At 67.1% G+C, this 24,141-nt stretch carries 29 protein-coding genes and 2 tRNA genes; 13 read left to right on the top strand and 18 right to left on the bottom strand.

Annotated elements, in window-relative coordinates; genetic code table 11:
* The first annotated feature begins 207 nt into the window (after positions 1 to 207).
* The 7 genes from E6N53_RS09305 (at position 208) to E6N53_RS09335 (ending at position 4,738) form a co-directional block, all read left to right on the top strand.
* Complete coding sequence (locus tag E6N53_RS09305) at positions 208 to 1,239, top strand: Mrp/NBP35 family ATP-binding protein (RefSeq protein WP_142858718.1); 1,032 nt, start codon at positions 208 to 210, stop codon at positions 1,237 to 1,239.
* On the top strand, positions 1,236 to 1,466 hold the full coding sequence (locus tag E6N53_RS09310; protein ID WP_142858720.1) for a DUF7976 family protein: 231 nt from the start codon (positions 1,236 to 1,238) through the stop codon (positions 1,464 to 1,466). Before E6N53_RS09305 ends, E6N53_RS09310 begins: the two co-directional genes overlap by 4 nt.
* A 191-nt stretch (positions 1,467 to 1,657) precedes the next feature.
* Positions 1,658 to 2,293 carry a uracil-DNA glycosylase gene (locus E6N53_RS09315; protein ID WP_136590082.1) on the top strand — a complete coding sequence of 212 codons (636 nt, stop codon included), beginning with the start codon at positions 1,658 to 1,660 and terminating at the stop codon, positions 2,291 to 2,293.
* Between the two features lie 65 nt (positions 2,294 to 2,358).
* Entirely contained in the window at positions 2,359 to 3,084 is a 726-nt protein-coding gene (locus E6N53_RS09320) for a DUF2064 domain-containing protein (protein WP_142858722.1), read from the top strand.
* Positions 3,085 to 3,274: 190 nt separating this feature from the next.
* Positions 3,275 to 3,814 carry a hypothetical protein gene (locus tag E6N53_RS09325; RefSeq protein WP_142858724.1) on the top strand — a complete coding sequence of 180 codons (540 nt, stop codon included), beginning with the start codon at positions 3,275 to 3,277 and terminating at the stop codon, positions 3,812 to 3,814.
* A 59-nt stretch (positions 3,815 to 3,873) separates the two neighbouring features.
* Positions 3,874 to 4,374: a hypothetical protein gene (locus E6N53_RS09330; RefSeq protein WP_142858726.1), complete on the top strand. Its 501-nt coding sequence runs from the start codon at positions 3,874 to 3,876 to the stop codon at positions 4,372 to 4,374.
* A gap of 46 nt (positions 4,375 to 4,420) precedes the next feature.
* Positions 4,421 to 4,738 carry a DUF5785 family protein gene (locus E6N53_RS09335; RefSeq protein ID WP_142858728.1) on the top strand — a complete coding sequence of 106 codons (318 nt, stop codon included), beginning with the start codon at positions 4,421 to 4,423 and terminating at the stop codon, positions 4,736 to 4,738.
* Here E6N53_RS09335 and udk read toward each other — a convergent pair.
* Positions 4,735 to 5,421 (bottom strand): uridine kinase, encoded by a 687-nt coding sequence (udk, locus tag E6N53_RS09340; RefSeq protein ID WP_142858730.1) that lies wholly within the window; start codon positions 5,419 to 5,421, stop codon positions 4,735 to 4,737. The genes E6N53_RS09335 and udk overlap by 4 nt on opposite strands.
* Before the next feature lie 191 nt (positions 5,422 to 5,612).
* On the opposite strand from udk, the gene E6N53_RS09345 reads away from it, so the two are divergent.
* A complete protein-coding gene (locus E6N53_RS09345) occupies positions 5,613 to 7,025 on the top strand; it encodes an ABC transporter substrate-binding protein (protein ID WP_142858732.1) in 1,413 nt (470 codons plus the stop codon).
* A gap of 157 nt (positions 7,026 to 7,182) precedes the next feature.
* Here E6N53_RS09345 and E6N53_RS09350 read toward each other — a convergent pair whose 3' ends face one another.
* The 4 genes from E6N53_RS09350 to E6N53_RS09365 are packed head-to-tail and all read right to left on the bottom strand — an operon-like array spanning position 7,183 to position 11,006.
* A complete protein-coding gene (locus E6N53_RS09350; RefSeq protein ID WP_142858735.1) occupies positions 7,183 to 7,887 on the bottom strand; it encodes an ABC transporter ATP-binding protein in 705 nt (234 codons plus the stop codon).
* The gene (locus E6N53_RS09355) at positions 7,884 to 8,705 is read right to left on the bottom strand and encodes an ABC transporter ATP-binding protein (protein WP_236642344.1); all 822 of its coding nucleotides are present in this window, start codon (positions 8,703 to 8,705) and stop codon (positions 7,884 to 7,886) included. Before E6N53_RS09355 ends, E6N53_RS09350 begins: the two co-directional genes overlap by 4 nt.
* A 40-nt stretch (positions 8,706 to 8,745) precedes the next feature.
* The gene (locus E6N53_RS09360) at positions 8,746 to 10,065 is read right to left on the bottom strand and encodes a branched-chain amino acid ABC transporter permease (protein WP_142858740.1); all 1,320 of its coding nucleotides are present in this window, start codon (positions 10,063 to 10,065) and stop codon (positions 8,746 to 8,748) included.
* The gene (locus tag E6N53_RS09365) at positions 10,062 to 11,006 is read right to left on the bottom strand and encodes a branched-chain amino acid ABC transporter permease (protein WP_236639664.1); all 945 of its coding nucleotides are present in this window, start codon (positions 11,004 to 11,006) and stop codon (positions 10,062 to 10,064) included. Before E6N53_RS09365 ends, E6N53_RS09360 begins: the two co-directional genes overlap by 4 nt.
* Positions 11,007 to 11,324: 318 nt before the next feature.
* On the opposite strand from E6N53_RS09365, the gene E6N53_RS09370 reads away from it, so the two are divergent.
* Both E6N53_RS09370 and E6N53_RS09375 read left to right on the top strand, forming a co-directional pair.
* On the top strand, positions 11,325 to 11,834 hold the full coding sequence (locus E6N53_RS09370; protein ID WP_142858744.1) for a GNAT family N-acetyltransferase: 510 nt from the start codon (positions 11,325 to 11,327) through the stop codon (positions 11,832 to 11,834).
* An 11-nt stretch (positions 11,835 to 11,845) separates the two neighbouring features.
* Positions 11,846 to 11,919: transfer RNA gene (locus E6N53_RS09375), tRNA-Thr, on the top strand.
* 166 nt (positions 11,920 to 12,085) lie between these two features.
* Here E6N53_RS09375 and E6N53_RS09380 read toward each other — a convergent pair.
* The 5 genes from E6N53_RS09380 to E6N53_RS09395 all read right to left on the bottom strand — a co-directional run bounded on the left by E6N53_RS09380 (position 12,086) and on the right by E6N53_RS09395 (position 16,377).
* Positions 12,086 to 13,027, bottom strand: coding sequence for a hypothetical protein (locus E6N53_RS09380; RefSeq protein WP_142858746.1), 942 nt, complete (start codon positions 13,025 to 13,027; stop codon positions 12,086 to 12,088).
* 121 nt (positions 13,028 to 13,148) lie between these two features.
* Entirely contained in the window at positions 13,149 to 13,271 is a 123-nt protein-coding gene (locus tag E6N53_RS21445; RefSeq protein WP_269090095.1) for a hypothetical protein, read from the bottom strand.
* A gap of 242 nt (positions 13,272 to 13,513) precedes the next feature.
* The gene (locus E6N53_RS09385) at positions 13,514 to 13,915 is read right to left on the bottom strand and encodes a DUF8133 family membrane protein (RefSeq protein WP_142858748.1); all 402 of its coding nucleotides are present in this window, start codon (positions 13,913 to 13,915) and stop codon (positions 13,514 to 13,516) included.
* A gap of 113 nt (positions 13,916 to 14,028) precedes the next feature.
* Positions 14,029 to 15,000 carry a hypothetical protein gene (locus E6N53_RS09390; protein ID WP_142858751.1) on the bottom strand — a complete coding sequence of 324 codons (972 nt, stop codon included), beginning with the start codon at positions 14,998 to 15,000 and terminating at the stop codon, positions 14,029 to 14,031.
* Positions 15,001 to 15,114: 114 nt separating this feature from the next.
* The gene (locus tag E6N53_RS09395) at positions 15,115 to 16,377 is read right to left on the bottom strand and encodes a helix-turn-helix transcriptional regulator (protein WP_142858754.1); all 1,263 of its coding nucleotides are present in this window, start codon (positions 16,375 to 16,377) and stop codon (positions 15,115 to 15,117) included.
* Between the two features lie 208 nt (positions 16,378 to 16,585).
* On the opposite strand from E6N53_RS09395, the gene E6N53_RS09400 reads away from it, so the two are divergent.
* Positions 16,586 to 17,194 carry a hypothetical protein gene (locus E6N53_RS09400; RefSeq protein WP_142858756.1) on the top strand — a complete coding sequence of 203 codons (609 nt, stop codon included), beginning with the start codon at positions 16,586 to 16,588 and terminating at the stop codon, positions 17,192 to 17,194.
* Between the two features lie 248 nt (positions 17,195 to 17,442).
* Positions 17,443 to 17,604, top strand: coding sequence for a DUF7563 family protein (locus E6N53_RS21735; RefSeq protein ID WP_449329024.1), 162 nt, complete (start codon positions 17,443 to 17,445; stop codon positions 17,602 to 17,604).
* Here the strand turns inward: E6N53_RS21735 and E6N53_RS09405 are convergent.
* The 6 genes from E6N53_RS09405 to sdhC form a co-directional block, all read right to left on the bottom strand.
* Positions 17,570 to 17,812, bottom strand: a complete 243-nt coding sequence (locus tag E6N53_RS09405) for a helix-turn-helix domain-containing protein (protein ID WP_142858758.1) — start codon at positions 17,810 to 17,812, stop codon at positions 17,570 to 17,572. The two genes, E6N53_RS21735 and E6N53_RS09405, sit on opposite strands and share 35 nt — an antisense overlap.
* 120 nt (positions 17,813 to 17,932) lie before the next feature.
* Positions 17,933 to 18,024 (bottom strand) — tRNA-OTHER (locus E6N53_RS09410).
* Positions 18,025 to 18,125: 101 nt separating this feature from the next.
* Positions 18,126 to 19,982, bottom strand: coding sequence for an FAD-binding protein (locus tag E6N53_RS09415; RefSeq protein ID WP_136590098.1), 1,857 nt, complete (start codon positions 19,980 to 19,982; stop codon positions 18,126 to 18,128).
* Positions 19,983 to 20,101: 119 nt separating this feature from the next.
* The gene (locus E6N53_RS09420) at positions 20,102 to 20,986 is read right to left on the bottom strand and encodes a succinate dehydrogenase/fumarate reductase iron-sulfur subunit (RefSeq protein WP_136601881.1); all 885 of its coding nucleotides are present in this window, start codon (positions 20,984 to 20,986) and stop codon (positions 20,102 to 20,104) included.
* 4 nt (positions 20,987 to 20,990) lie between these two features.
* A complete protein-coding gene (locus E6N53_RS09425; RefSeq protein WP_136590100.1) occupies positions 20,991 to 21,362 on the bottom strand; it encodes a succinate dehydrogenase/fumarate reductase transmembrane subunit in 372 nt (123 codons plus the stop codon).
* Positions 21,363 to 21,364: 2 nt separating this feature from the next.
* Positions 21,365 to 21,757, bottom strand: a complete 393-nt coding sequence (gene sdhC, locus E6N53_RS09430) for a succinate dehydrogenase, cytochrome b556 subunit (protein ID WP_136590101.1) — start codon at positions 21,755 to 21,757, stop codon at positions 21,365 to 21,367.
* Positions 21,758 to 22,053: 296 nt separating this feature from the next.
* Here sdhC and E6N53_RS09435 point away from each other — a divergent pair, with 296 nt between their 5' ends.
* Positions 22,054 to 22,638, top strand: coding sequence for a DNA-3-methyladenine glycosylase family protein (locus tag E6N53_RS09435; RefSeq protein WP_142858760.1), 585 nt, complete (start codon positions 22,054 to 22,056; stop codon positions 22,636 to 22,638).
* A gap of 1 nt (position 22,639) precedes the next feature.
* On the opposite strand, the gene E6N53_RS20700 is transcribed toward E6N53_RS09435, so the two are convergent.
* Both E6N53_RS20700 and E6N53_RS09440 read right to left on the bottom strand, forming a co-directional pair.
* On the bottom strand, positions 22,640 to 22,780 hold the full coding sequence (locus E6N53_RS20700; protein ID WP_161596538.1) for a eukaryotic translation initiation factor eIF-2-beta/eIF-5 family protein: 141 nt from the start codon (positions 22,778 to 22,780) through the stop codon (positions 22,640 to 22,642).
* Between the two features lies 1 nt (position 22,781).
* Positions 22,782 to 24,137, bottom strand: a complete 1,356-nt coding sequence (locus E6N53_RS09440) for a putative ATP-dependent zinc protease (protein ID WP_136590103.1) — start codon at positions 24,135 to 24,137, stop codon at positions 22,782 to 22,784.
* Positions 24,138 to 24,141 lie beyond the last annotated feature (4 nt).

The following is a 24,141-nucleotide window of genomic DNA, read 5'->3' on the forward strand; positions in this document are numbered from 1 at the left end:
GGAGAACGTGACCGTTCGTAATGTCATCTTTGACATAACGCACGACGTTCGCGCGAGCACTCGGGTCCGGGTGTCGGTCGCCCCCGGAGCCGCTCAGGCCGTGTCAGCGGTCGCTGCGTCGCGGGGGACCACGCGGTCACGAACCGTTCGGTTCCACACCCCCCCCCGTTCAAAACCCTTATTCGCCGCACAGACGGATGAGCGGGCATGGACGAAGCGGAGGTACGCGAGCTACTGAGAGGGGTCGATGACCCGGCGCTCGGTGACGATATCGTCTCGCTCGGGCTCGTCAACGCCGTCGAACTGCACGGTGACACCGCGCGTGTGTCACTGGCGCTCGGGGCGCCGTACTCGCCCCAGGAGTCGGCCATCGCCCGTCGAGTCCGGGAGGCACTCGCCGACGCCGGGCTGGAGGCCGACCTGACGGCGAAGCTCCCGGGCGACGCCGGCGACGAGGTGCTCCCCGGCGTGAAGAACATCATCGCCGTCGCCTCCGGCAAGGGTGGTGTCGGGAAGTCGACCATCGCGGTCAACCTCGCCGCGGGACTCTCGAAGCTCGGCGCTCGCGTCGGGCTGTTCGACGCCGACGTCTACGGCCCGAACGTGCCGCGGATGGTCGACGCCGACGAACACCCCCAGGCGACGGCCCAGGAGACCATCATCCCGCCCGAGAAGTTCGGCATGAAGCTCATGAGCATGGCCTTCCTCGTCGGCGAGGACGACCCCGTCATCTGGCGGGGGCCGATGGTCCACAAAGTCCTCACCCAGCTGGTCGAGGACGTCGAGTGGGGGTCGCTGGACTACATGGTCCTCGACCTCCCGCCCGGGACGGGCGACACGCAGCTCACCATCCTCCAGACCCTCCCGCTCACAGGTGCGGTCATCGTCACCACCCCGCAGGCAGTCGCACTCGACGACGCCCGGAAGGGGCTGCGGATGTTCGGCAAGCACGACACCAACGTGTTGGGAATCGTCGAGAACATGGCCGGCTTCCGGTGTCCGGACTGCGGTACCCTCCACGACGTCTTCGGTGCCGGCGGGGGGCGCGGCTTCGCCGACGAGAACGAACTGCCCTTCCTCGGGTCGGTCCCGCTCGACCCGGCCATCCGAGAGGGCGGCGACAGCGGGCAGCCGATGGTCCTCGCAGAGGGGAGCGAGACGGCCGACGCCCTCCGGGTGATGACCGAGAACGTCGCCAACAACGTCGGTGCCGTCCACCGCCGCCGCGTCTCCCGATGAGCGTGTCGGACGACGAGCGCGTCGAACCGGACGCCGAGCGGATGCGGCTGCTCCGTGCGGTCGCCGACGACCTCCGCGGGGAGTCCTCGGAGAGCCAGCAACTCGCCGCCCTCCTCTACCGCGTGAGCGACCTCTACGACGAATCCGAGGAGACCACGCCCGAGGAGATCTACCGAAACGTCCGCTTCATCCTCGAAGTGAAAGCGCGCGGCGGCCTCGGTCGCTGACGGGACGGACTACTTCCACCGAGTCGTCGACGCCGAAGTCGCGACGCAAACCCGACGCGTGGGCGCTGGTTCGTGATCTCTCGACGTTCACTTTCACTCCGCACCTCCGGCGCGGCGAGTCGGGCAGTCGCAGACGGGGCACGACCGACAGGACCCCCGCAGGTTTTCCCGGTTCACCTCCTGCATCCACTGTGGACGCAGAACAAGACCGTCTCCAGAACCCGTTCAACATGGACGAAGCGTGTACGAACTGCGACGCGTTACCCGAAACCCGGACGCAGGTCGTCCACGGGTACGGCGACGTGGGTGCCGAGTTCCTCTTCGTCGGCGACTCACCCTCACAGGCGGCCGACCGGACGGGCGTTCCCTTCACGGGGGATGCGGCCGGCGAGCGACTCCAGCGCGTGCTCGGCGAGCTAGGCTTCTCGCGGTCGCCGCCCGAGTCGACGGAGCCGGACCTCCAGAACGTCTTTCTCACCTACCTCGCACGCTGTCGGCACCCCGAACGACCCGCGACCGACGCGGAGGTGACGAACTGTGACCCGTTCCTGACGGCCGAGATCAGGATGATAAACCCCCACATCATCGTCCCCGTCGGCGAGCGCGCACTCACGTCGCTCGCCGTCGAGTACACCACGCGCGCCCCGGACGAGTTCGACATCGAGACGGCGCACGCGACCACCATCAGGGGGCGAGGCTTCGAACTGGTGCCGATGAAGGCGCTCGAGGTGCAGACCGACGCCGACACCGAGGCGTTCGTCGAACACCTCGTCGAGAACGTCCTCGGGCGCGACTACCGCCAGACGAAGGGACGGCGGAGTCGATAGTGTGACCCGGTGCGTCGTGTGCCTGAAGCGGCGCGTTCAAGACCACGCCGCCGTTCATCCCGAACATGACCGTCGTCTGCGTCCTCTGTGACCCGCCGCGACCCGGACTGGTGCTCTCGGACCTCGTCGAGGGAGGACCACTCACCGCCGAGGAAGCCGCCGACCTGTACGCTGCGATGCTGAAAGACACGTTCGTCGCCGTCGCCCGCTCCGGCGGTGACCTCCTCGTGAACTACCGCCCGGAGGACCACCTCCCCGAGGAGTATCAGGCCACGGACGACGTCGATGCGGAAGCCGAGGCCCGCGCCCTCGTGGCCGACGCGCTCGACGACCCCGACGACGTCCGATTCGAGGTTCAGGTCGGCTCCTCGTACGCCGCCCGTGCGGGGAACACCGCGACTCACCTCCTCCGCGAAGAGGGTGTGGACTCCGTCGCCGTCGTCCGTGGGACCGCGCCGTTCCTGACGCGGGCGACCATCGACTCGGCGGCGATGAAACTCCGGACGACGCCCGTCGTCCTCGGGCCCGCCCCCGACGGTCGGGTGTTCTACGCGGCGTTCACCGAACCCATCGACTTCGCCGACGCCTTCGAGGCACCCGAGGTGGCGACGCTCGCTGCCCGCGGCGACGAGGCCGACCTCGACGTCGACTTCCTCCCGATGCAACCGGTGCTCCGGACGCCCGAGGACCTCGACACCGTCCTCCCGTTGCTCACCGCTCGACGGGACGCCGGACGAATCGTCCCGAAGCAGACGGCGCCGCTCATCGCCGGGCTGGGGCTCCTCGACTGAGCCGACGTCCGACACCGACCGTCCGGCGAGGCGTCTCGGCGTCGTGTCCGAATCCCTGCGGATTAAACCGTCGTCGGACGGTGACGATTGAACTCTCCGCATACTCTATTTTTAAATAATATTGGCTGTAATAATGGGGCGTGACCGGCGTCGCTCCGGCGAGTGACGGTCCGCTCCGTGAGGCCATCCAATGACACCACCCACGACACCGAATCAGACGTCGAACGTCGGCGGAGCCGCAGTGGTGAATCGTCGCGTCGTCAAACGAATCGAGGCGCGAAACGAACGGGCCTCGAGCCCGGGGCGAGGTGCGTTCGACTTCGTCGTCGAGGGCGGCACCGCCGACGACCTGACGCTCGGACTCCTGGCGAGCTACCTCGGTGCCGCCGCCGCCCGACGGTCGGCCACGCTCGACATCGCGCTCGACGTGAGCCGCGTCGTCGTCGAGGTCGAACACGGGAGAGCGCAGTCTGACGGTGGTGCGGTCGAATCCCCCGGCGAGGACGGCCACTGGCGGGCGGGGCGCGAGCGGACACCGAGACGCGTCCGGGCAATAGTCGAGGCACACACCGACGGGTCGACCGACCGTCTCACCGCGTGGCGCGACCAACTCGTCGGCGACGACGTCCCGTTCGAGATGGTCCCCGGCCTCGTCGGCGTCGACCTCCTCGTCACGCCCCGGTCCGGCACCGGAGACGGGACGGACGACTCCCCCGAATCCGCCCAGTAGAGTCAAGACACTGGCCACATCTTTCATGGTAGAATGTTAGTTATCTCCGCGGGCTGCTCGTGACCGACCGTTCGTCGGCGCCGGAGAGCGTGCCGTCGGGTGCGACACTCGGAACGAACGTCCACCGGGTCGAAGCGGTGAACGACCACGCGCTAGACCGGTGCTCGGGTACCGACCACGGCGACCGTGCGGCTCGGGCACGGCGTGCGTTCGACTTCGAACTCACCCGTTCGGCTGAGACGACGGCGGCCACGGCGACGGTGCTGGAGCTCTTCACGGGGTATCTCGCCGCGGCGAGCCACGAGCTCTGCGAGTCGGTCGCCGGACGGGTCGACGTCACCAGAATCGTCGTCGACGGGACCGTCCCGACGGACGCGGACGGGGGTCCGGCGTACCAGCCTCCGGTGACGGCGGTGTCGGTGACGCTGTGCGTCGAGACGGACGCGGACGACGCGGCGCTCGAACGCTGGCGACGGACGCTCCGCGACGCCGAGGCGACCCAGGAGGCCATCCGAACCGACACGACGGTGTCACTCGCCGTCGTTCGAGAGTCCCGATAACGGCCGACAGCGTAACGGCTTTCAGGTGTCCACCCAACCGTGCGGTATGGACTGGCCACACGATCCCGACGGAGAACAGGGGAGCGAGGGCCGGCGGAAGTACGGCCACGCCGTCATCGCCAAGAAGATCGACGAGGACGAGGACTTCCCGCTCTCTCGCGACGAGTTCGTCGCCGAGTACGGCGACGACCCGATTCGTATCGACTCCGAGCGGGTCGTCCCCCTGCGGGAGGTCTTCGAAGGGGTCGACAAAGAGGAGTTCGCCGACTTCGTCGAACTCCACCAGGCGCTCGGTCGGGCGATGCGTGAGAACGACCTCTGGTTCTACGAGGGCGCCGACGAGTTCGTCCGCACGCGGGGTTAGTCCCGCTCGTCGTACTCCGCGTCGAGTTCGAGTTCTACCGGGTTGCGCTCCCACGTTCGGGGCGCGTCGCCGGTGACCTCCGCGCGCACTTTCTCTTCGAGGAGACTCACCGCGACGCTGTTCGCGCCTTCGGGGACGATGAGGTCGGCGTTCCGCTTCGTCGGCTCGATGAACTGCTCGTGCATCGGCTTGACCGTCGAGAGGTACTGCTCGATGACCCCTTCGAGGTCACGGCCTCGCTCGATGACGTCGCGCTGGATTCGCCGGAGGATACGGACGTCGGCGTCCGTCTCGACGTACAGTCGGAGGTCCATCATCTCGTTGAGCGCGTCGTCGTGCAGGGCGAGAATCCCCTCGATGATGATGACGTCCGTCGGCTCGACCGTCGTCCGCTCCGGCTTCCGGTTGTGTTCGGCGAAGTCGTACTGCGGCATCTCGACCGACTGCCCCTCCAGCAGTCGACCCATCTGCTCGCGGAGGAGCTCCCACTCGAACGCCGAGGGGTGGTCGTAGTTCCGCCGTTCCCGTTCCTCGAAGTCGAGGTGGTCCAGTTCCTCGTAGTAGTTGTCGATGGGAATCCGAGCCACCGAGTCGCCGACGTTCTCCGTGATGAGTCGCGCAACCGTCGTCTTCCCGGCGCCAGTCCCTCCCGCGATACCGATGACAAACGACGGGATTGCCATTCGATAGACGGGACGGAGAGCGCCTGTTTCAACGTGTTGGTTCCCGTCGGACCGACGGCGCGCCCGATATCAAAAACATCAACTAATAAATAAGATATCGCTGCGAATCAGTCACCGAACCGTCTCCGGAGCTGGATGTGTATGTTATTCACAAGGGTAGATTTATAAGCGGCTGTACCTTTCGACGGAACATGGTCCGTGATATCGACCGACGTAAGTTCCTGAAAGGAGCCGGCGCGGCGGGCGTTGCTGGTCTCGCTGGCTGTATCGGTGGCGGTGGAAACGGCGGAGGCGGCGACTCCGGTGGCTCCGGTGACTCCAGCACCGAGTCCAGTGGGGGCGGCGACTCCGGCGGCGACATGACCGAAACCGAAGGGACCAGCACCGGCGGGGGGATGGGTGGCCCCGACGGTCTCGTCGTCATCGGCTATCCCGAATCCGGTATCCAACTGTTCCGCGACTACTACAGTCAGACCGACGGCAGCCAGTCCATCCTCATCCCGGACGGTCTCCGCGACGGCGCGTTGCCCGCACAGGTCGGGAACCCGATGGAGAACGTCACGGGGACGGCACCGGCGGCCGGCGGCCCGAACCAGCAGGCGTTCAACGACCTCTTCCAGGAGCAGTACGGCTCCGCACCCGGCGTGTTCACCTCCCAGTCGTTCGACTCCGCGGCCATCGGTATCCTCGCCAACGCGGCGGCCGGCGAGAACAGCGGTCCGGCCGTCAAAGACCAGATGCGCCGCATCTCCAACCCCGGCGGGATGGAGGTCGGCCCACAGAACTTCATCGAGGGCGTCGAAGCCGCGGCCAACGGCGACGACATCAACTACCAGGGCGCGTCCTCGGCGACGAACTTCGACCAGAACGGCGACCCGGCCTCCGCGGCCTACGCCATCTGGGAGTTCGAGGGTGTCGACTCGCAGTCGACGTCGACCATCGAGACCCAGTCGTTCTCCGGTCAGAACCCCGACGGGAACGGCCCGGCGGCGGACAGCGGCCCGGGCGGCAGCGACCGTGAGATCTCGCTCGGAATCTTGCTCCCGGAGACGGGTGACCTCGCCTCGACCGGGCAGCCGATGATTCAGGCGGCACAGATTCCCGGGATGCTCGTCAACGAGTCGAACCCGGCCGGGCTGTCGGTGAGCGCGCAGGTCGAGGACACCCAGACCTCGCCCAGCGCGGGCGTCGCGGCCGGTCAGTCGCTGGCCAGCGCCGGTGTGCCGTTCATCTGTGGCACTGCGTCCTCCGGTGTGAACGTCCCCATGTCTCAGCAGGTCGCCATCCCGAACGAGATCGTCGGCTGCTCGCCGTCGTCGACGGCGCTGTCGGTGACGAACCTCGAGGACAACGACTACATCTTCCGGACGGCTCCCTCGGACCGCCTGCAGGGGCGCGTGATGGCGCAGGTCATGTCGGAGCGCCTCGGCGCCTCCTCGGTGTCGACGCTGTACGTCAACAACGACTACGGCCAGCAGCTGTCGAACCGCTTCGCCAGCGTGTTCGAGGACAGCTTCGACGGCGAGGTCATGACGCAGGTCGCGTTCAACATCGGCGAGTCCTCGTACTCGTCGGTCATCGAGAGCGCGCTCTCGGGCAACTGAACGGACTCACTTCTCGATTTTTTCACCGCGACGAGCGGCCGCGCCGGACCATCGTCCCGGCTCCGACTCGTCCGAGCCGGCGCTCGCGGGGTGTGTTGGTCACGGTGGCCGACGACCGGACCGACCGATAGAACGGACGCCCGGCCCGAGCGCCGCCTCAGCCGCCGAGGAAGTCCTGTCGGACCTGCGGGTCGTTCAAGAGCGCGTCGCCGGTGTCGACGTAGCGGTTCTGTCCGTTGGCGAGGACGTAGCCGCGGTCACAGCGCCGGAGTGCCTCCTTCGCGTTCTGCTCGACCATCAGGATGGCCGTCCCGTCGCCGTTGATGGCGTCGATGCGGTCGAACATGTCGTCGACGAGGTCGGGGGCGAGCCCGGCCGAGGGCTCGTCGAGGAGGAGCAAGGAGGGTTCGAGCATGAGCGCTCGGCCCATCGCGAGCATCTGCTGTTGGCCGCCACTCATCGTCCCCGCCTTCTGCTCTCTCCGCTCGCGGAGGATCGGGAAGCGCTCGAAGACCGCTTCGAGGGCGTCCTCGGGTACGTCGTCGAGGATGTACGCCCCCATCTCGAGGTTCTCCTGTACCGAGAGGGAGGTGAAGACGTTGTCGTTCTGTGGGACGTAGCCGACACCCTCGTGGATGATCTCTTCGGGGATGAGCCCCGTGATGTCCTCGCCTTCGAACGTCACGCTCCCGCCCATGTGGGTGGTGAGTCCGAAGACACTCTTCATCAGCGTCGACTTCCCCGCGCCGTTGGGCCCGACGATGGTGACGTACTCGCCGTCCTCGACGAACATGTCCACGTCCGTGAGAATCTGGAGGTCGCCGTAGCCGGCGTCGAGGTCGTCGACCTCGAGCAGGCTCATACGTTCCCCCCGAGGTAGGCCTCGATGACTTCCTCGTTCGACTTGATGTCCGCGGGCGTGCCCTCGGTGAGGACCTTGCCCTGGTGGAGAACGATGACGTGCTCGCAGTTGTTCATGATGAGGTCCATGTCGTGTTCGACGAGCAGGAAGGTGTAGCCCTCCTCACGTAGCTCGTGGATGTGGGTGAGAAGGCGTTTCTCCAGCGAGGGGTTGACGCCGGCGAACGGCTCGTCGAGGAGGAGCATGTCCGGGTCGGTGAGCAGCGCACGCGCCATCTCGAGCAGCTTCCGCTGCCCGCCCGAGAGGTTGCCCGCGTACTCCTCGGCGATGTGGTCGATTTCGAAGAACTCGAGCGTCTCCCACGCGCGCTCGAGGAGCTCTTCTTCCTGTTCGACGACCTTCCCGCGGACGCCCGGGGTGACAGACCGCCAGAGGCTCTCGCCGACCTGTCCCTTCGGCGCAAGCATCATGTTCTCCAGGACGGTCATGTCTTTGAGTTCGCGGGCGATCTGGAACGTCCGGACGAGCCCGCGGTTGGCGATGGTGTACGGCTCCATTCCGGTGATGTCCTCGCCGTTGAACGTCACGGTCCCCGCGTCGGGCGTGTACATCCCCGTGATGAGGTTGAACGTGGTCGACTTGCCGGCACCGTTCGGGCCGATGAGCCCCGTCAGCGACCCCTGCTCGACCTGGAAGCTCGCGCCGTCGACGGCGGTGATGCCGCCGAACGACTTCTCCAGCCCCTCGACCCGGAGCGGGTACTCGTGGTCGAGCCCGACACCGCTCGTCGCCGAGAGCGCCTCCGCGTCGGCGTCCATCTCGTCGGGAGCGCCTTGCCCACCGCCGGTGTCTGTGGCTTCACTCATCGTCTTCACCTCCGTCCGCGGCGACGGCACGACCGCGCCGCGCCGTCAGGTCGATACTGGCCGCCGTCTCCTTGCGGTGGCCGAGGAGGCCCTCGGGCCGGTTGTGCATGAGCCAGATGAGCACCACGCCCATGATGACCAACTGGAGCTGTCGGACGCTGTCGAGCGTGTAGAAGACGAACGGCAGCGGGTCGGCCTGCGAGATGAGCGGCGAGATAGCCGGCCCGAACGAACTCGGTGCGTCCGCCGAGGGGAGTATCTCCTCGATGACGTTCTTCAGGTAGCGCGGGCCCTGATACAGCAGGGCCGCGAACATCGCGCCGCCGACGATGCTCCCGGTGTTGGAGCCGGCACCGCCGATGATGAGCGCGATCCAGACGAAGAAGGTGATGCGCGGGCGGAACGTGTTCGGCGTCACCGCCCCCTGGGTCATGAACCAGAGGATACCCGCCAGACCCATGAGGGCACAGCCGAGCATGAACGACTTGATCTTGAAGCCGTTGGTGTCCTTGCCGAGCGAGTTGGCGACGTCCTCGTCCTCGCGGATAGCCTTGAGGACGCGCCCGAACGGCGACTCGCCCGTCCGCTTCAGGAGCCAGAAGTAGCCCGCGACGAAGACGAGGAGGACGCCACCGTAGACGAGCCCGTCGACGACCGGTTTCGGGTTCGTCGGGATGATGGCCGTCGACGCCTCGACGAGGCCGAGGTACGCGTCCCAGAGGCCGAACGCCGAGAAGAACGCCTCCAGCGGGTCCTGGAAGTTGAGGATGACGCCGGAGCCGCCGCCGAAGCCGACTCTCCGTCCGAAGAGCTGGAACTGCTGGAACTGCGAGGAGAGGAATGTAAAGCGGACGATCTCCGACATCGCGATCGTGACGATGGCGAGGTAGTCCGCCCTGAGCCTGAGCGCGGGGAGCGCGACGACCAGGCCGAGCAACGCGGCCGCGACCATCCCGGCGATGATGCCGACGACGAGCGGGAGGCCGAGTCCGCCAACCTGTGCCGCGCTGCCGGGCTGGTAGATGGGCTTCGAGACGAGTGCCATGACGTAGATGCCGACGGCCATGAAGCCGACGATACCGATGTTGAACAGCCCGGTGTAGCCCCAGTGGAGGTTCAACGCGAGCGACAGCATGGCGAACACGCCGATGAAGAAGGTCAACACCGCCAGCGAGTTCAGCTGTCCGCGGAGCGAGAAGCCGAGGATGACCCCACTGACGATGTACGCGAGGTAGAGTACGGCGAGGAGCAGAACGATGAGTCCCGCGTCGCCACCCGGGATTCGCTCGGTGAAGCGGTCGGCGACGCTCATGCGGTGGACCTCCCGGCGAAGATGCCCTGCGGTTTGACGAGCAGGATGACGATCATGACGAAGAACGCCGCCGCCCGGGCGAAGGCGGAGGGGATCCAGATGACCGACATCGACGCGGTGAGACCGATAATCAGCCCGCCGGCGATGGCGCCGTAGATGGAGCCGATACCGCCGAGGATGACCGCAGCGAAGATCAACAGCAAGAGGAGCCAGCCGTCGTTGAAGCCGAGCGTCCCCTTCCAGAGGACGAACATGTAGCCGGCGACCCCGGTGAGTCCGCCACCGATGATCCACGTCGACCGAACGACGCGCTCGGTCGGGATGCCCGTGATGCGCGCGAGGTCCTCGTTGTCGGCCATCGCACGCATCGCCTTCCCGAGCTTCGTCGTCTGCAAGAGCACGTGCACGCCGAGCATCAGTCCGCCGGCGACGACGACGAGCGCGAGGTCGTGTGCCGAGATGAACACCTGACCGTCCCAGAGATACGCCCCGATCTGGGGCGGCTGTGCCGTCGTCCCCCGGACGTCGGAGCCGAAGACGAACTGCATCAGGTACCGCAGGGCGAACGCGACGCCGATGCTGGTGATGAGGAGGGTGATGCCCCCCTCGTCCCGGATGGGCTTGTAGATGAACCGGTCGACGCCGAGCGAGAGGAGGATAGTGAATCCCCCCGCGACGACGAGACCGAGTACCACGGCGAGCGGCGTCCCCAAGACGCCGATACCCAGCGCGCCGCCGAACACCGACCCGCCCGCCCCGACCAGAAGGAGCGACCCGAGGTCGGCGTTGGGGCGGGCAACACCGGCGATGAGGTAGGTCGTCGCCCACCCCGAGAACGCGCCGGCGGTGATGTAATCACCGTGTGAGAAGTTCGCGAAGTTCAGAATGCTGTACGTCATCGACAGACCGATTCCAGCGAGGCCGATTACGAGCCCCCGCATCAGGCCGTCCCAGACGAGCGACCCGATGTCGTGGACCTGTACGTCGCCGGTGCTGAACTGCCGAGCGAGGTCGGCGACCAGCACCACGGCGACCAGTGCGACCAAGAGCACCCCGGGGCGCTCGATCGCGATTTTCCGGCCGCGGGAATAGGTGTCAGCGATGCCCATGATGATAACTATCCTCATGGGTCTGCGGTAGTGAAACACCCATAAACCTTTCTTCCCATGGCCAATCGTGTTGTCTCACAGATATGTTTCGGGGGCTCTCTTATGCCCATTCGTCGGAATATCCATCCGTTCGAGGCGTCATGTCCGATTATGCCACCCACCCCTCCCGGAGTCTCCATCGATTCTGCCGTCCTCGCCGACGTCGATACGCTCGTCGAGCTGTGGGTCCGTCTCGCGCGCGACCAGCGCGACCACGACTCACACCTCCGTCCCGAGGCGAACCGGACACCTGTGCGGGCGTCCGTCGCCCACCACGTCGTCGGTGATGGGCTGTTCGTCGCCCGCGGGGACGACGGGGGCGACATCGTCGGCTTCGTCATGTGTGGGCTGGAACAGGGCGACTACGAACAGACGGTCACCCGCGGCATAGTTCACAACCTCTTCGTCGTACCGTCCTACCGAGGCCGGGGGGTCGGGAGCGCACTCCTCGAACGTGCCGAGGCGGCGCTCGCGGCGTTCGGCGCCGACGTCTTCGCGCTCGAAGCGATGGCCGACAACGCCGACGCTCGTCGGTTCTACGAGCGACACGGCTACCGGACCCACCGCGTAGAACTGGAGAAATCGGCCCGAAACGATACACACTCAAAGGAGGACGGATAATCCCGAGACGCGCCAGGGGAGCATGGGCGGTTCATGCACTCGACTTGTAATCGAGACTTCACGGGTTCGAATCCCGTCCCTGGCTCTGTTCTGCGAGCCACCGCGGGCACGTTTGGTCGGTCGGTGCGTGGCTCTCGGCTCCCGCGAGCCGAGAACGGGAACTCGTCACAGCGCCGGGAGATGTCACGAGAGCGCCGCCGAGCGCCGGCTTCAGCACGCGCCCTCCGGCGACGAGCGCGTGGGTGCTCCGGTCAGCCACGCCGTCTGCGCACCAGGTACGACAGCACCACCAGCGCAGCGACCCCGGCCCCGACCTGGAACCCCGGCGTCGACGTCGCGGTCGTGTCCGTCGGCGTCGGCGACGCCGTCGGTGTCGGCGTCTCAGGTGGGGTCCGCGTCTCGGTCGGTGTGGGGGTCGATGTCTCCGTCGGCCGTTCCGTCGGGGCTTCGGTCAGCGGTCCCGTCACCGTCGCCGTGGGGGTGTCGGTCGGTGTCTCGGGCGTGGGCGTCCGTGGGGTCGTCGGGACCGCCGTCGCCGTCTCTCGAGGGCCCGTCCGAACCGTCACCGTCTGCGTCGCGCGGTCGAGGTCACTCCCCTCGACGGTGATGCTGAACGTCCCGACGGGCTCCTCGGAGAGGTCGAGCCGCACGGAGTCGCCGCTCGTCGCGATGCGGTCGTCGGTCGTGACCCCATCCGTCACGTCCAACCCGTCGGGGCTCTCGACCGTCACGTCGACGCGGTCGGCCTCGTCGAAGTTGTACTCGACGGTCACGGTGAGCGACTGCCCCGTGGGCTCCCAGCCGTCGGTCACGTTCGCTCCGTTCTGGTTTCGAACGACGACACTGGTCACGCGCGGCTCGGCGACGACGACATCCGCGCGGCCGTCGCCGTCCGCAGAGACGTCGTAGCCGCCGGTCTCGAACCCGTCGAAGTCGGCGTTCGTCGAGTCGGTGATGGTCTCGCTCGTCCCGTCCGCCGCGCCTGCGACGCCGACGAGCGTCACCGACCCTGACCCGATAGTCCCGCCGCCAGTCAGTTGGACGGTCGAGACGTCCAGCGTCTCGGCAACGAAGACGCGAACCGGTGGGGCCGTGTCGGCTGGTGCGTCACGGGGGGCCGGGACGGCACCGACGGTGCCCACGAGGACGAGGGCGACGAGGAACGTGGCGAGGAGTGTTCGGGCAGTCGACATGAGTGGGCGTACGGGACAGACAGACAAAAACATCGGCCGTCACGCGACTTCGTTCGGATGTCGTGACGGTCAACGACTGGGTGTGCCGGGTTGCGTGGGTTCGCGAACGGGACGGTCGTTCTCAGCGTACTCTGACCTGGTCGCCACAGGTCGGACAGTTCGGTCCACCCTGGCTGTCGTCCAGTTCGAGTACGTCGCCGGTCCAGCCACACCCTGGGCAGTGGGCGAGTCGGGTGGCACTCATCTCAATCCCTCACGTTCGATTATGAGGTATCGAAGGAAGTATCTGTCGTCGGTCGCGCCGTCGAGACGGATGTCTCTCCCCGTCGTTGTGTCCTGGATAATGTGCCGGGAGCCAGCGTCAGAGGCGTGTACCCCTACCCGCGGTCTGCCGCTGGACCTCCTCGGTCTACCAGCCACTACCGACGACGTAAGTAAATACTTTGTGACAGACGTCCGTCTGACGCTGCGTCGAACGGGGGGTCCTCAGGGCTTCTCGGCGGACGCATCGCCTGGGTTCGAACCGCGCGAGAGGAACTGCAGCGGTCCCGACTGTAACACGACGTCCGGGTCCAGTGGGCGCTCTTGCAGCGCGGTGACCTTGAGGCAGGCGACGTAGATGGTCAGGTGACTCGCCGCGTACGCGAGGACCACCTGAGCGAGCAGCGGCACGGTCAGTCCGGCGACCTCCAGCATCCCGAAGACGAAGAGAACGGCCGACGAGGTCGCGACGAGGCCCCCCAGCTGCAGCGTCACGCCGATGAACGCCGTGATGGTCGTATCGACTCTCGAGGTCGTGTACGGCGTGTACAGCGCCGCGGTCACCACGCTCACCGTCACGAGCACGAGACCGACGGGGAGCGCGATCACGGCGAACGCGGACTGCATCAGTCCCTTCAGACGAGTCGGAGCGGTATAATTGTATCTGCACAAAAGAGTAACACGATTCCGGACAGGTGTCGGTCCGGAAGACCGTATCGGACGGTCGACCGGGTGAGCGGTCAGCCCCCGGGAGGCCCGGACCCGGATCCCGAGCGCTCGGGGTCAGCGGCGCCGTTTCCACCGCCGCGGCTCCCGTCACTGTTTCCGCCGCGGTTCCCGTCGCCGTTCCCGTTGCCACGGTTTCCGTCTCGGCCGTTCGCGCCGTCGGCCGATTCACCGCCGTTCGGCCGGTCGCTGGCGGTGGCCGTCTCGTTCTGGGCCCGAGCGTCATCGGGCGCAGCGCCGGCCGGCTCGCCCGGCGCGCTCGCGTTCTCCGCCCGTGCGTTCCCGTTCCGCCCGGGAGCGTCCGCCGGTGGCCCTGCCCGGGCCGGGCCTTCCTGACTCGCGTTCCCCGCCTGTCCGAAGCCATTGGCGCGGGCGGCCCCCGGCCCTGCGACGCTCCGAGCGATGGCGGCGCGTTCGGGACCGGTGAGCCGGTCGGCACCGGAACGAACCGCCTCGAGTTCCGTCAGGTTCACACCGTGTCGCTGGAGCGCCGCGGCCGGGAGCGTGCCCGCCGTCTCCGAGGTGCTCTTCGACAGCCGCTGCAGCGCGGCCGCTCGCGCACTCAACTGTGCTGTCCGGACGCGATAGGCGGTCTCGGAGACGGTTCCGTTCTCACGGGCGGCCTCGAGTTCCTGCAGGTCGGTTCGGAGCGCGTCCAGTCGCGCCTGACTCTGTTCGGCCTGGTGAGCGACGACCTGCGCCTTCGACGCGTCGGAGTTCGAGCGGCGCAGCTGGTGTTCGAACGAGCGGCTCTCGAGTTCGCCGCCGAGTTCGGCTCCCTGCACCCCGACTGACCCGGCCAACCGGGTCCCGGGTGCCGGCTCCGACGCCGTCTCGTTCCCCGCGTCAGCCGTCTCGGTCTGCGCCCAGACCGTCCCGCCGCCGATGCCGGTCGTCGACGTCGCCGCCTGCACCCCGACCACCGGCACCGCGACCCCGGCGACGACGGTGAGGACGACCACGAGAACGGTCCCGATTCGTCTCATCTCGTCTTCCTGTTCGTGTGGGAGCTGTTTATAGCTCCACGACTATCAGGCCGGATTCACCCCGATTCACCCGGGTTTAACGACTCGTTGAGGGGCCGGGTTGCCGCGTCGGGGTCACGTGAGACCACTACCGGGGAGCGCCACCACGTTCTCCCGACCGAGGCGGAAGGTCTCGACCTCCTCGGCGTCGCGGAGCTTCCCGATGACCTGACTCGTCTTCGCGTCCGACCAGTCGAGTTCGGCGGCGACCGCCTGCTGTTTCATCCGTCCGTCGTGGTGGTCGAGGAGCGCGAGCACCCGTTCCTCGTTACTGAGGAGGTCGTCCTCCCACGGCGCGGCGGTGTCCTCGCTGTCGCGTTCGTCGTCCGCGGTGTCCGCACGCTCGTCCTCCTCGGTATCGGCATCGGCGTCGGCGTCGGTGTCGGTGTCGCCGCCAGCCGCCTCGACACCGTGGGGCCGTGCATCGGCTTCGGCGGTGGCTGCCGCTTCGCCGCCGGCATCCGGGGCCGTTTCGCTGGCCGACGTGACATCGCCGCGGCCGCCGTCTACGGACCCCTGTGACCGCCGCCACAGCAACGCTCCGGCGACCCCGACCGCGAGGAGGAACACCCCAGCGAGGAGGGTGAGCGACGACGGGCCGTCGCCACCGCCCGCTTCGTCGGTCGCACCGTCGTCCACTCCGGCGGTCGCGTCGCCACCGCCGACCGCCGTCTCGGAGGCGGTCGTCGACAGCGAGACGGCTGGCTCTCCGTCCGCGAAGTCCGTCGGGCCGACCCACACGACGGCGTCGTCGCGTCGCTCGTCCGGGGTCGGCTGGACGGCTGTCGTCGCGTAGGCGTCGGGCCACCCGACCACGAACGTGGTCTGCCGGTCGAGGAACAGGCCGGCGAGCGCGTCTCCGGCCTCTAGCGTGTTCGCGTCGGCGACGGCGAAGCCGGTCCACTCGAACTGGTAGGTGACGACGCCGTACTCCTGGGGGAGGTTTCGACGCGTCGCGCGGACGGAGACGTTCTGGATCGTCATCTCCCGGCCGGTCGCGTTCGCGGCGGCCCGCGCCGTCGCGCGCATCCGGTCGGCGAACGTCGACGTGTACGCCGTCTCGTTGGTCTCGATGTCGTCCCGAAGCGACTCGAACGCCGCCGTGGTGTTCTCGTCGTTCAACCGAACACGGTACTCGACCGTCCAGCGGGCGTCGCCGTCGGCGCGCACGTCCGCACGCATCAGGACGCCGTCGGGTTCGATACCTGCGTCGCCCAACTGACCCACACCCGGAGCCAGCGAGCGGTGTGCTGTCGCTCCGGCGGGCGGGACCGTGAGGCTGCCGAGGACCAGCACGGCGACGAGGAGTGTGACACCGACGCGACGAACACGACACATGCTATCCGGTCGGTTGGTCGGGGGTGGCTTAAACGTTGTACGACTCGCGCCGGGTCGCGGTCGTGATTCTCACGCTCGGTGTCGGCCTGTCGCTTCGGGAAACCGCCGCGCCACGACGCCGACGTTCGCCGACGACGGACAGTTCAGCGTATCAGAACTCGATACTCGGGTCGGTACGGTTATATCCGAGAGTGGACGACGACACGCTGTGTCGTTCGAAGACCCGATCGCAGAGAAGCTCCTGAGTGATTCCCCGTACGAGCGACTCCGCGCACGACAGCTCAGCTACTTCGTCCAGCCCATCGATCGTAAACTGGCGTGGCAGAGTTATCTGCTCTTCGCGCTCGCCGCGCTCCTCCCTGTGCTCTCCGTCCTCCCACCGAGTGTGCGTGACTCGTACGTTCCGGCGGTCGCCTCGAGCACCCCGAAACTCGCGTTCGTCGCGCTCGTCGCCGTCGTCTTCGTCGCCGGGACCGGTGTCGGCCACGCACTCGTCGAACACGCTCGACTCAGACTCCGCCCGCTCGACGAGCGACAGGCACGGGAACTGGTGACGTTCGAGAGCCTCTGCTCGATGCTCGGCTTCGGAACGGGGGGACTCGCGACTGCCGTGACCTACGCGCTCGTGCTCGTGGGTTTCGGCGGCCGCGACCTCCTCGACACCTTCCTCGCCGTCGGCGGTGGAAACCCGTTCGCCCCCTCGTCGCTCGGTGTCACCGTCGGCTTCGTCGCCGTCGTCGCACTGTTGAGTGCGGTGGTGCTCCAGACCCTCTCGGCGTATCTCCACGTCCGGGCGGCCCTCGCGGACCACTCGTAAGCGCGACGACGGTCTGCGGGCCGGAAGGCGGCTGGATTTATGTGTTATCGAGAGCAACCGAGCGTATGGACGGTCCAGACCTGTTCTTCCTCGTCGTCTCGCTCTTGGTGTTCGCGCTCATCCTCGTCGGGGTCGTCATTAGTCTCGTGTGACTGAGAGGTGAAGACCCCGTCTCGACGCCGGCGTCAGCCCTCCGTCTGACAACCGGGGAAAAGTTTATGATATGTGTCTCATATTTCCGTCACGTTATGCCGGAGTGCCAGAACTGCGGTTCTTTCGTCACCCCCGCGTATGCGCGCGTTTTCACCCCTGATGGTGTCGAGAACCCCCGTGTGTGCCCGAGCTGTGAAGACATGGTCCGTGACGGGGCGGACGTCAGGAAGGCCCGCTCCCCACGGAACACGAACTGACCTCGTACCGACCCTCCACCTCTTCGACGAGTCCCCGCTCGGCGAGCGCTCGAAGGACCCCGTACAACGTCAACTTCGTCATCGCCAGCGCGGCCTGGAGTTCTTCCACAGTCGCCTCCCCGCCCGTCGCGAGCGCCAGATAGACGAGTTTCGCTCGCGGTGACCGTACGTCTCGTGGGACCTCGATGTGTGTCGACTGCGCTGGCATCACTCCGTCGGATGGGTACGACAATACTAAAACCCCGATTCAACGATCGTCGAACAGCCGGCGGGCGCGAGTCCGATCGGGAACCCGACGGCTCACGGAGCGCGCTCACGAGACGGACAGTGGAAGGGGCGGGAGTCGAACCACGCGAAGCCAAATATCCACCGGGCGACAGGCGTCGGACCCGGCGTGCTCTACCACTGAGCCACCCTTCCAGTAACCGGTAGTCGCGGGGGAAGCAAATACCCGTTGGTAGCCCGACGAGAGGTGGGAAGAACGTGAGAACGAACGGTGGAACGCGGACGGGGGCAGCCGCTCAGTAGCTGCGGATCTTCGGCTCGTACGTCTTGTCCTCGCCTTCGAGGATGACGGGCCGGAACCACACCTCGGGCGTCCCATCGTTCCACGAGAGCATCGTGTGTTTCAGCCACTTCTCGTCCTTGCGCTCTTGATGTTCGGCCCGCCAGTGCGCGCCACGGAACTCGTCGCGGACGAGCGCGCCGAGCGTGATGGCCTCGGCGAGGTCGAGGATGTTCCGCGTCTCGATGGTCTGGATGAGGTCCGTGTTGAACGTCCGCGACGGGTCCGAGACTGCGACGTCCTGGTACGCCTCACGGGCCTCACGGAGGTCGCGAAGCGCCTGCTTGAGGCCCTCCTCCTCGCGGAAGACGTTGACGAACCGCGTCATGGACTTCTGGACCTTCGCGCGGATGTTCGCGTGGTTGGTTCCGTCCCGCGACATGAGCGCGTCGACGCGGGTCCGCTCGTCGGTGACCGCCCGCTCGACGTACTCGCCGGGGGTGAGCTCGGCGGCGGCCCCGCCGTCCGTCGCCGTGCCACCGTCGGCGGCGACGTCGCCCGGTCCACTGTCGAACACCTCGCCCGGTTCGACCGGCGTGTCGACCTCGCCGACCTCGTACTCGCCGCGCTTGCCCGTCTCGATCTTCGCCGTCCCGAGGTCGCGACCGGCGGCGTGCTGGCCGGCGCGCTTGCCGAAGACGATGAGTTCCGGCAGGGCGTTCCCACCCAGTCGGTTGGCCCCGTGGACCGACGCACAGGCGCACTCGCCGGCGGCGTACAGGCCCGTGATGCAGGTCTCACCGTTCTCGTCGGTCTCGACGCCACCCATCGCGTAGTGCTGGCCGGGCTTGACCGGCATCGGCTCTTCGAGGCCGTCGACACCCTCGAAGTCCTCCGCGAGGTGGAGGATGTTCTCCAGGCGGTCGACGATGCGTTCCTCGCCGAGGTGGCGCATGTCGAGGTGGACGTACTCGTCGTCGATGCCACGTCCCTCGTTCACTTCCGTGAGTTCGGCGCGGGAGACCACGTCACGCGAGGCGAGTTCGCCGGCGTTGTTCGCGTAGCCGTGTTCGTACATGAAGCGCTCGCCCTCCGCGTTGTAGAGGATGCCCCCTTCGCCGCGGACGCCCTCGGAGATGAGAACGCCCGTGGAGGGGAGCGTCGTCGGGTGGAACTGAATGAACTCCATGTCCTCGATGGGCGCGCCGGCGCGGTAGGCCATCGCCACACCGTCGCCCGTGTTCGAGACGGCGTTGGTGGTGTGGTCGAACACCTGGCCGGGTCCGCCCGTCGCGAGGACGACACCCTTGCGGGCGCGGAAGCCAGCAATCTCGCCCGACTGGATGTCGTAGGCGACGACGCCGTGACACGTCCGTTCTTCGGGGGCCTCCTCGTCGGAGACGGCGAGGCGCGTCGCGTACCACTCGTCGTACACCTCGATGCCGCGCTTGACCAACTGCTCGTACATCGTGTGGAGCAGCTGGTGCCCGGTCTCCGCACCCGCGTAGGTGGTCCGGGGGAACGAGAGCCCGCCGAACGGGCGCTGGGAGACGCGGCCGTCCTCGTCGCGCGAGAAGGCCATCCCCCAGTGTTCGAGCTGAATCGTCTCTTTGGGGCTCTCCCGACAGAGCGTCTCGACCGCCGGGGCGTCTCCCAGGTAGTCCGACCCCTTCATGGTGTCGTAGGCGTGGTCCTCCCAGGAGTCGCCCTCGCGGAGGGCGGCGTTGATACCGCCTTCGGCTGCGCCGGTGTGACTCCTGACTGGGTGGAGCTTCGTGACGATCGCCACGTCGGCCCCTTCTTCCTGTGCTGCGATGGCCGCGCGCAGGCCCGCACCGCCTGCGCCGACCACGATGACGTCGTGTTCGTACATTGTATGAGTGAGTGTCCGTTTGGTTCCGCGTTCCTTTTTAAATGCTCGTCCGTGAGCGTCGGTTAGGACTGGGTGAACTTGAGCGTTTCCGCCGTGTTTCACCCCGTCCTCGCCCGCCGTTACCAGAACTTCAGATTGTTCTTGACCGCCTCGCGCTTGAGCTCCTGGATGTGCTCCGTGAGCGGGATGTCCTTCGGGCAGACCTCGGTACACGAGAACTGCGTCTGACAGCGCCAGACGCCGTGTTCCTGCTCGATAATCTCGAGACGCTGCTGCTTGATGTCCTCGCCCTCGCGCTCGTCCATCGCGAACCGATACGCCTTGTTGATGGCCGCCGGTCCGAGGTACTGGTTGTCCCCCGCGGCGATGTTACACGAGGACATACACGCGCCACACCAGATACAGCGCGTGGACATCTTGACCTTCTCGCGGTTCGCGCGGGTCTGTCGCTGCTCTTCGAGTTCGCCGTCGGGGAGCTCGTTCGTCTGGAAGTACGGCTCGACGGCCTCCATCTGGTCGTAGAAGTGCTCCATGTCCACGACGAGGTCTTTCACGACCTCCTGGTGGGGGAGCGGTTCGACGCGGACCGGCTCGTCCAGGTCCGACAGCTGGGTCTTACAGCCGAGCCGCTGTCGACCGTTGATGAACAGGGCGTCGGACCCACAGATCGCCTGCCGGCAGGAGTGCCGGAAGGTGAGTGATGAGTCGTAGGTGTCCCGGGCGTACATCAGCGCGTCGAGCACCGTCATCCCCTTCTCGAACGGGACGTGGAACGAGTCGAACCGCGGCTTCTCCTTCTCGGGGACTTCGGGGTCGTATCTGAACACCTTCAGCTCGACGGTGTTCTCGTCCTCCTTGGCGCGCTCGGCTTCCTCCGCCTGCCGTTCGCGCTCGCGCTCTGCGGCCTTGCGCCGGCGCTCGGCGCGGCGTTCGTCGCCCTTCGAGGGCGCTTGCTGTTCGGTCTCGGGTTCCGCTTCCTGGGTCTCTGGGACTTGCGTGCTCATGGTGTTAGAACGTCGGGAAGCCCGCCCACGCGTTCGCCGTGCGGATGCCCTGGATGATGAGCACCGCGCTGGCGAAGATGAGCGTGCCTTTGACGACTTGGAGTTTCGTGCCGGTGAGGCCCTGGTTGACGAGGGCGTTGTAGACGCCGTTGACCCCGTGGAACGTCGCCGTCACGAGGAACAGGACCATCAGCGAGTAGTACGAGAGCTGTTCCATTCTGGCGGAAGACAGCGCGAACGTCACCTCGTCGGCGTGGTAGACGAAGTGAAGCAGGAAGAAGTGGAACGCGAGCACGATGACGAGGAACGCCGCCGTGATGCGCTGCCAGAGCCACCGCCGGCCGCCCGGCTTGAACGAGGAGTAGCGCTCCGCCATCGCTAGAACACCCCCGCCATGAACGTCGGCACACTCGCGACGACGATCGCGCCCGTCAGAACGAGCGACGCGTAGAAGCTCTTGTCCTGTGCGTCCAGTCCGACACCGAGGTCCACGAGGAGGAGACGGAGCCCGTTGAGGATGTGGAACACCGCGACCGCGAGGAGCCCGACCTCGAGGATGCGGACCACGAGGAGGCTCTCGAGCGCCTGGATGGTACTGGTGTACGCCCCGGCGCCCGACAGCGCGGTCGACAGGACCGCGATGTGGGTGAACAGATACCCCACGAGCACCCAGCCCGTGAACTTGTGGAACACCCAGGCCCACATCCCGGCAGAGAACTCCCGCCACCGGCCGAAGTCCTCGACGAGGCCTCGACTGTGATACTTACTCATGCTCTTGTGAGGCTGTGTACCGGGGTGGTATAGAAGTTACGCGTTTGCGGAGACGCCTGGGGGCAACGTCACCCAGTGACGGGTGGCGTCCGCGGGCGTCGCGGTCGAGTTCGGACGACGAGTGGCGGCAGCAACGGGACGGACACGGCCTCTCGCCGACTCACCGACGCCGACGGCATCCACCCCGGCCGAGAACCGGCTCACCGGCCCGGCCGCTCGGCGACGGATACAAATAGCCGAACGGCGACAGTCGCACTGACGCGCGGGCCCCTCTTCGGGGCCCGCGCCCCCTCCTCATGAACACGGACGACTGGAAACGGGTCCTCTCTCGGGACCCGGTCATGGCCGGCCTCGTCGAGACACACGGTGCGGTCACGCTCACGCCCGCCGAGAACGCGTTCGAACGCCTCTGTGTCTCCATCATCAACCAACAGCTCTCGACGGCGTCGGCCGAAGCCATCCGTGAACGCGTGTTCGGGCTCTTCGACGGCGACCTCACGCCCGCTGGCGTCCTCGCCGTCGACTCCGAACCCCTCCGCGACGCGGGGCTCTCGCGCACGAAGGTCGAGTACCTCCGAAACACGGCCGTGGCGTTCCGCGACCGCGACCTCTCACGGGAGCGGCTCTCGTCGCTGTCGAACGAGGCCGTCGTCGACGAACTCACACGGATAAAAGGAATCGGGGAGTGGTCCGCGGAGATGTTCCTCATCTTCGCCCTCGGCCGTGAGGACGTCCTCCCGCTGGGTGACCTGGCGATTCGCCGGGGGCTCGCGAGCCTCTACGACGTCACCGAGCGCGACGAGATGCGGACGGTCGCCGAGCCGTGGCGGCCGTACCGCTCGTACGGGACGCTGTACGTCTGGCGCGCGTACGAGAGCTGAGCTACTCGTCGCGCTCGGCGGCGGCGACGCGCGCCCCACACGCCGTACACCGCACGACGCGACGCCAGCCCCCGCCGGTCTCGCGGCGCTTACGCACGTCCGCCGACCCACACGCGGGACACTGCCGGCGGTCGTCCGACACCTTACTCGAGGAACTCCTCTTCTTCCTCGTCGAGGTTGCGGTCCTCGCTGTCGGAGCGGCGGCGGACGTCGACGCGGTAGTGTTCGAGGATGTCGCGTCCGAGGAGGACGGGGTAGTCCATGTGCGAGCGGTCCTCGACGCTCGCAGTGACGGTGTGTTGCCGCCCGCCGATGCCGATGACGAGGTCGACGACGGGGCGGGCCTTCCCACCCTTGACCGACCCGCTCTTCACGCGCGTCATGCTCTTGATCGGGCCGGCGCCGATTTCAGCGGCGAGCGACGTGTCGATGCTCGTCCGTGTCGCGCCCGTGTCCGACTTCGCGAGCGTCTGGGTGGAGCCGCTGGTCCCCGAGACGACGACGTCCTCGATGTAGCCGATGAGCGGGGTGTCCTCGAGCTGGCTCAGCGCCGAGCGCGGCTTACACGACGGCGTCGAGTCGTCGAGCGTCGAGGCGAGCTCTTTCACCCGGCCGTCGTCGACTTCGCCGCCGGCGGTCTCGATAGCGAGTTTGGCGATGTGCGGCCCGGCGCTCGTCCCCGTCGCCTCGTGGAGCCCTTTGAACCCGGCCGTCGGGTTCACCTCGAGGACGAACCAGCCGTCTTCTCCCTCGACGAGGTCGACGCCGACGTAGTCGAGTCCCATGACGTCTGCGGCGTACAGCGCGGTCTCGCGGGCTTCGGTGGGCATGTCGTCGGTCGCGTCCTCGACTGCGCCGCCGAGGGCGACGTTCGTCCGCCAGTCGCCGTCGGGGGCGTAGCGGTACATCGCCCCGATGATCTCGCCGTCGACGATGTAGACGCGGAGGTCGCGGTGGCGCGTCTCGTCGCGGTCGATGAGGTCCTGCAAGAACGCCTGTCGGTTGCCGACTTTCGGGTTCACGGGGTCGGTGAGGTCGACCTTCCACGTCCCGCCGCCGTGGGTCCCGATGGCGGTCTTGTAGACGCCGACGTCGCCGAAGCGCGCGCGCCCCTGGTTGAGCCGCTCGTTCGAGAGCGCGAGCAGGGCGTCGGGCACCTGGATGTTCCAGTTCGCCAGCGTCGCCGCGGTGGCGAACTTGTGGATGGCAGTCAGGACGGCGTCGGGCTCGTTCAGCATCGGCCGGATGCGGTTGAACGTGGTCGCCAGGCCGAGCAGTTCGGCGGGCTCTTCGGTGTTCGAAAGCAGGAGGCGGTTGGCGATGATGTCGACCTCGGGTTCGACGGTCACCTCGCTCCCTTCGATGTTGATGGCGGCGTTCTCACGGCGGAGCCACACCGGCGTGTGGCCCAGGTCCTCGACGGCGTTGAGGATAGCCTTCGTCTCCTTGCTGTTGTGGAGGCTGAGAACACCGACGCGTACGTCGTCCTGCTCGGTCATAGGA

The sequence above is a fragment of the Salinigranum halophilum genome (genome assembly GCF_007004735.1).
Lineage (GTDB): Archaea > Halobacteriota > Halobacteria > Halobacteriales > Haloferacaceae > Salinigranum > Salinigranum halophilum.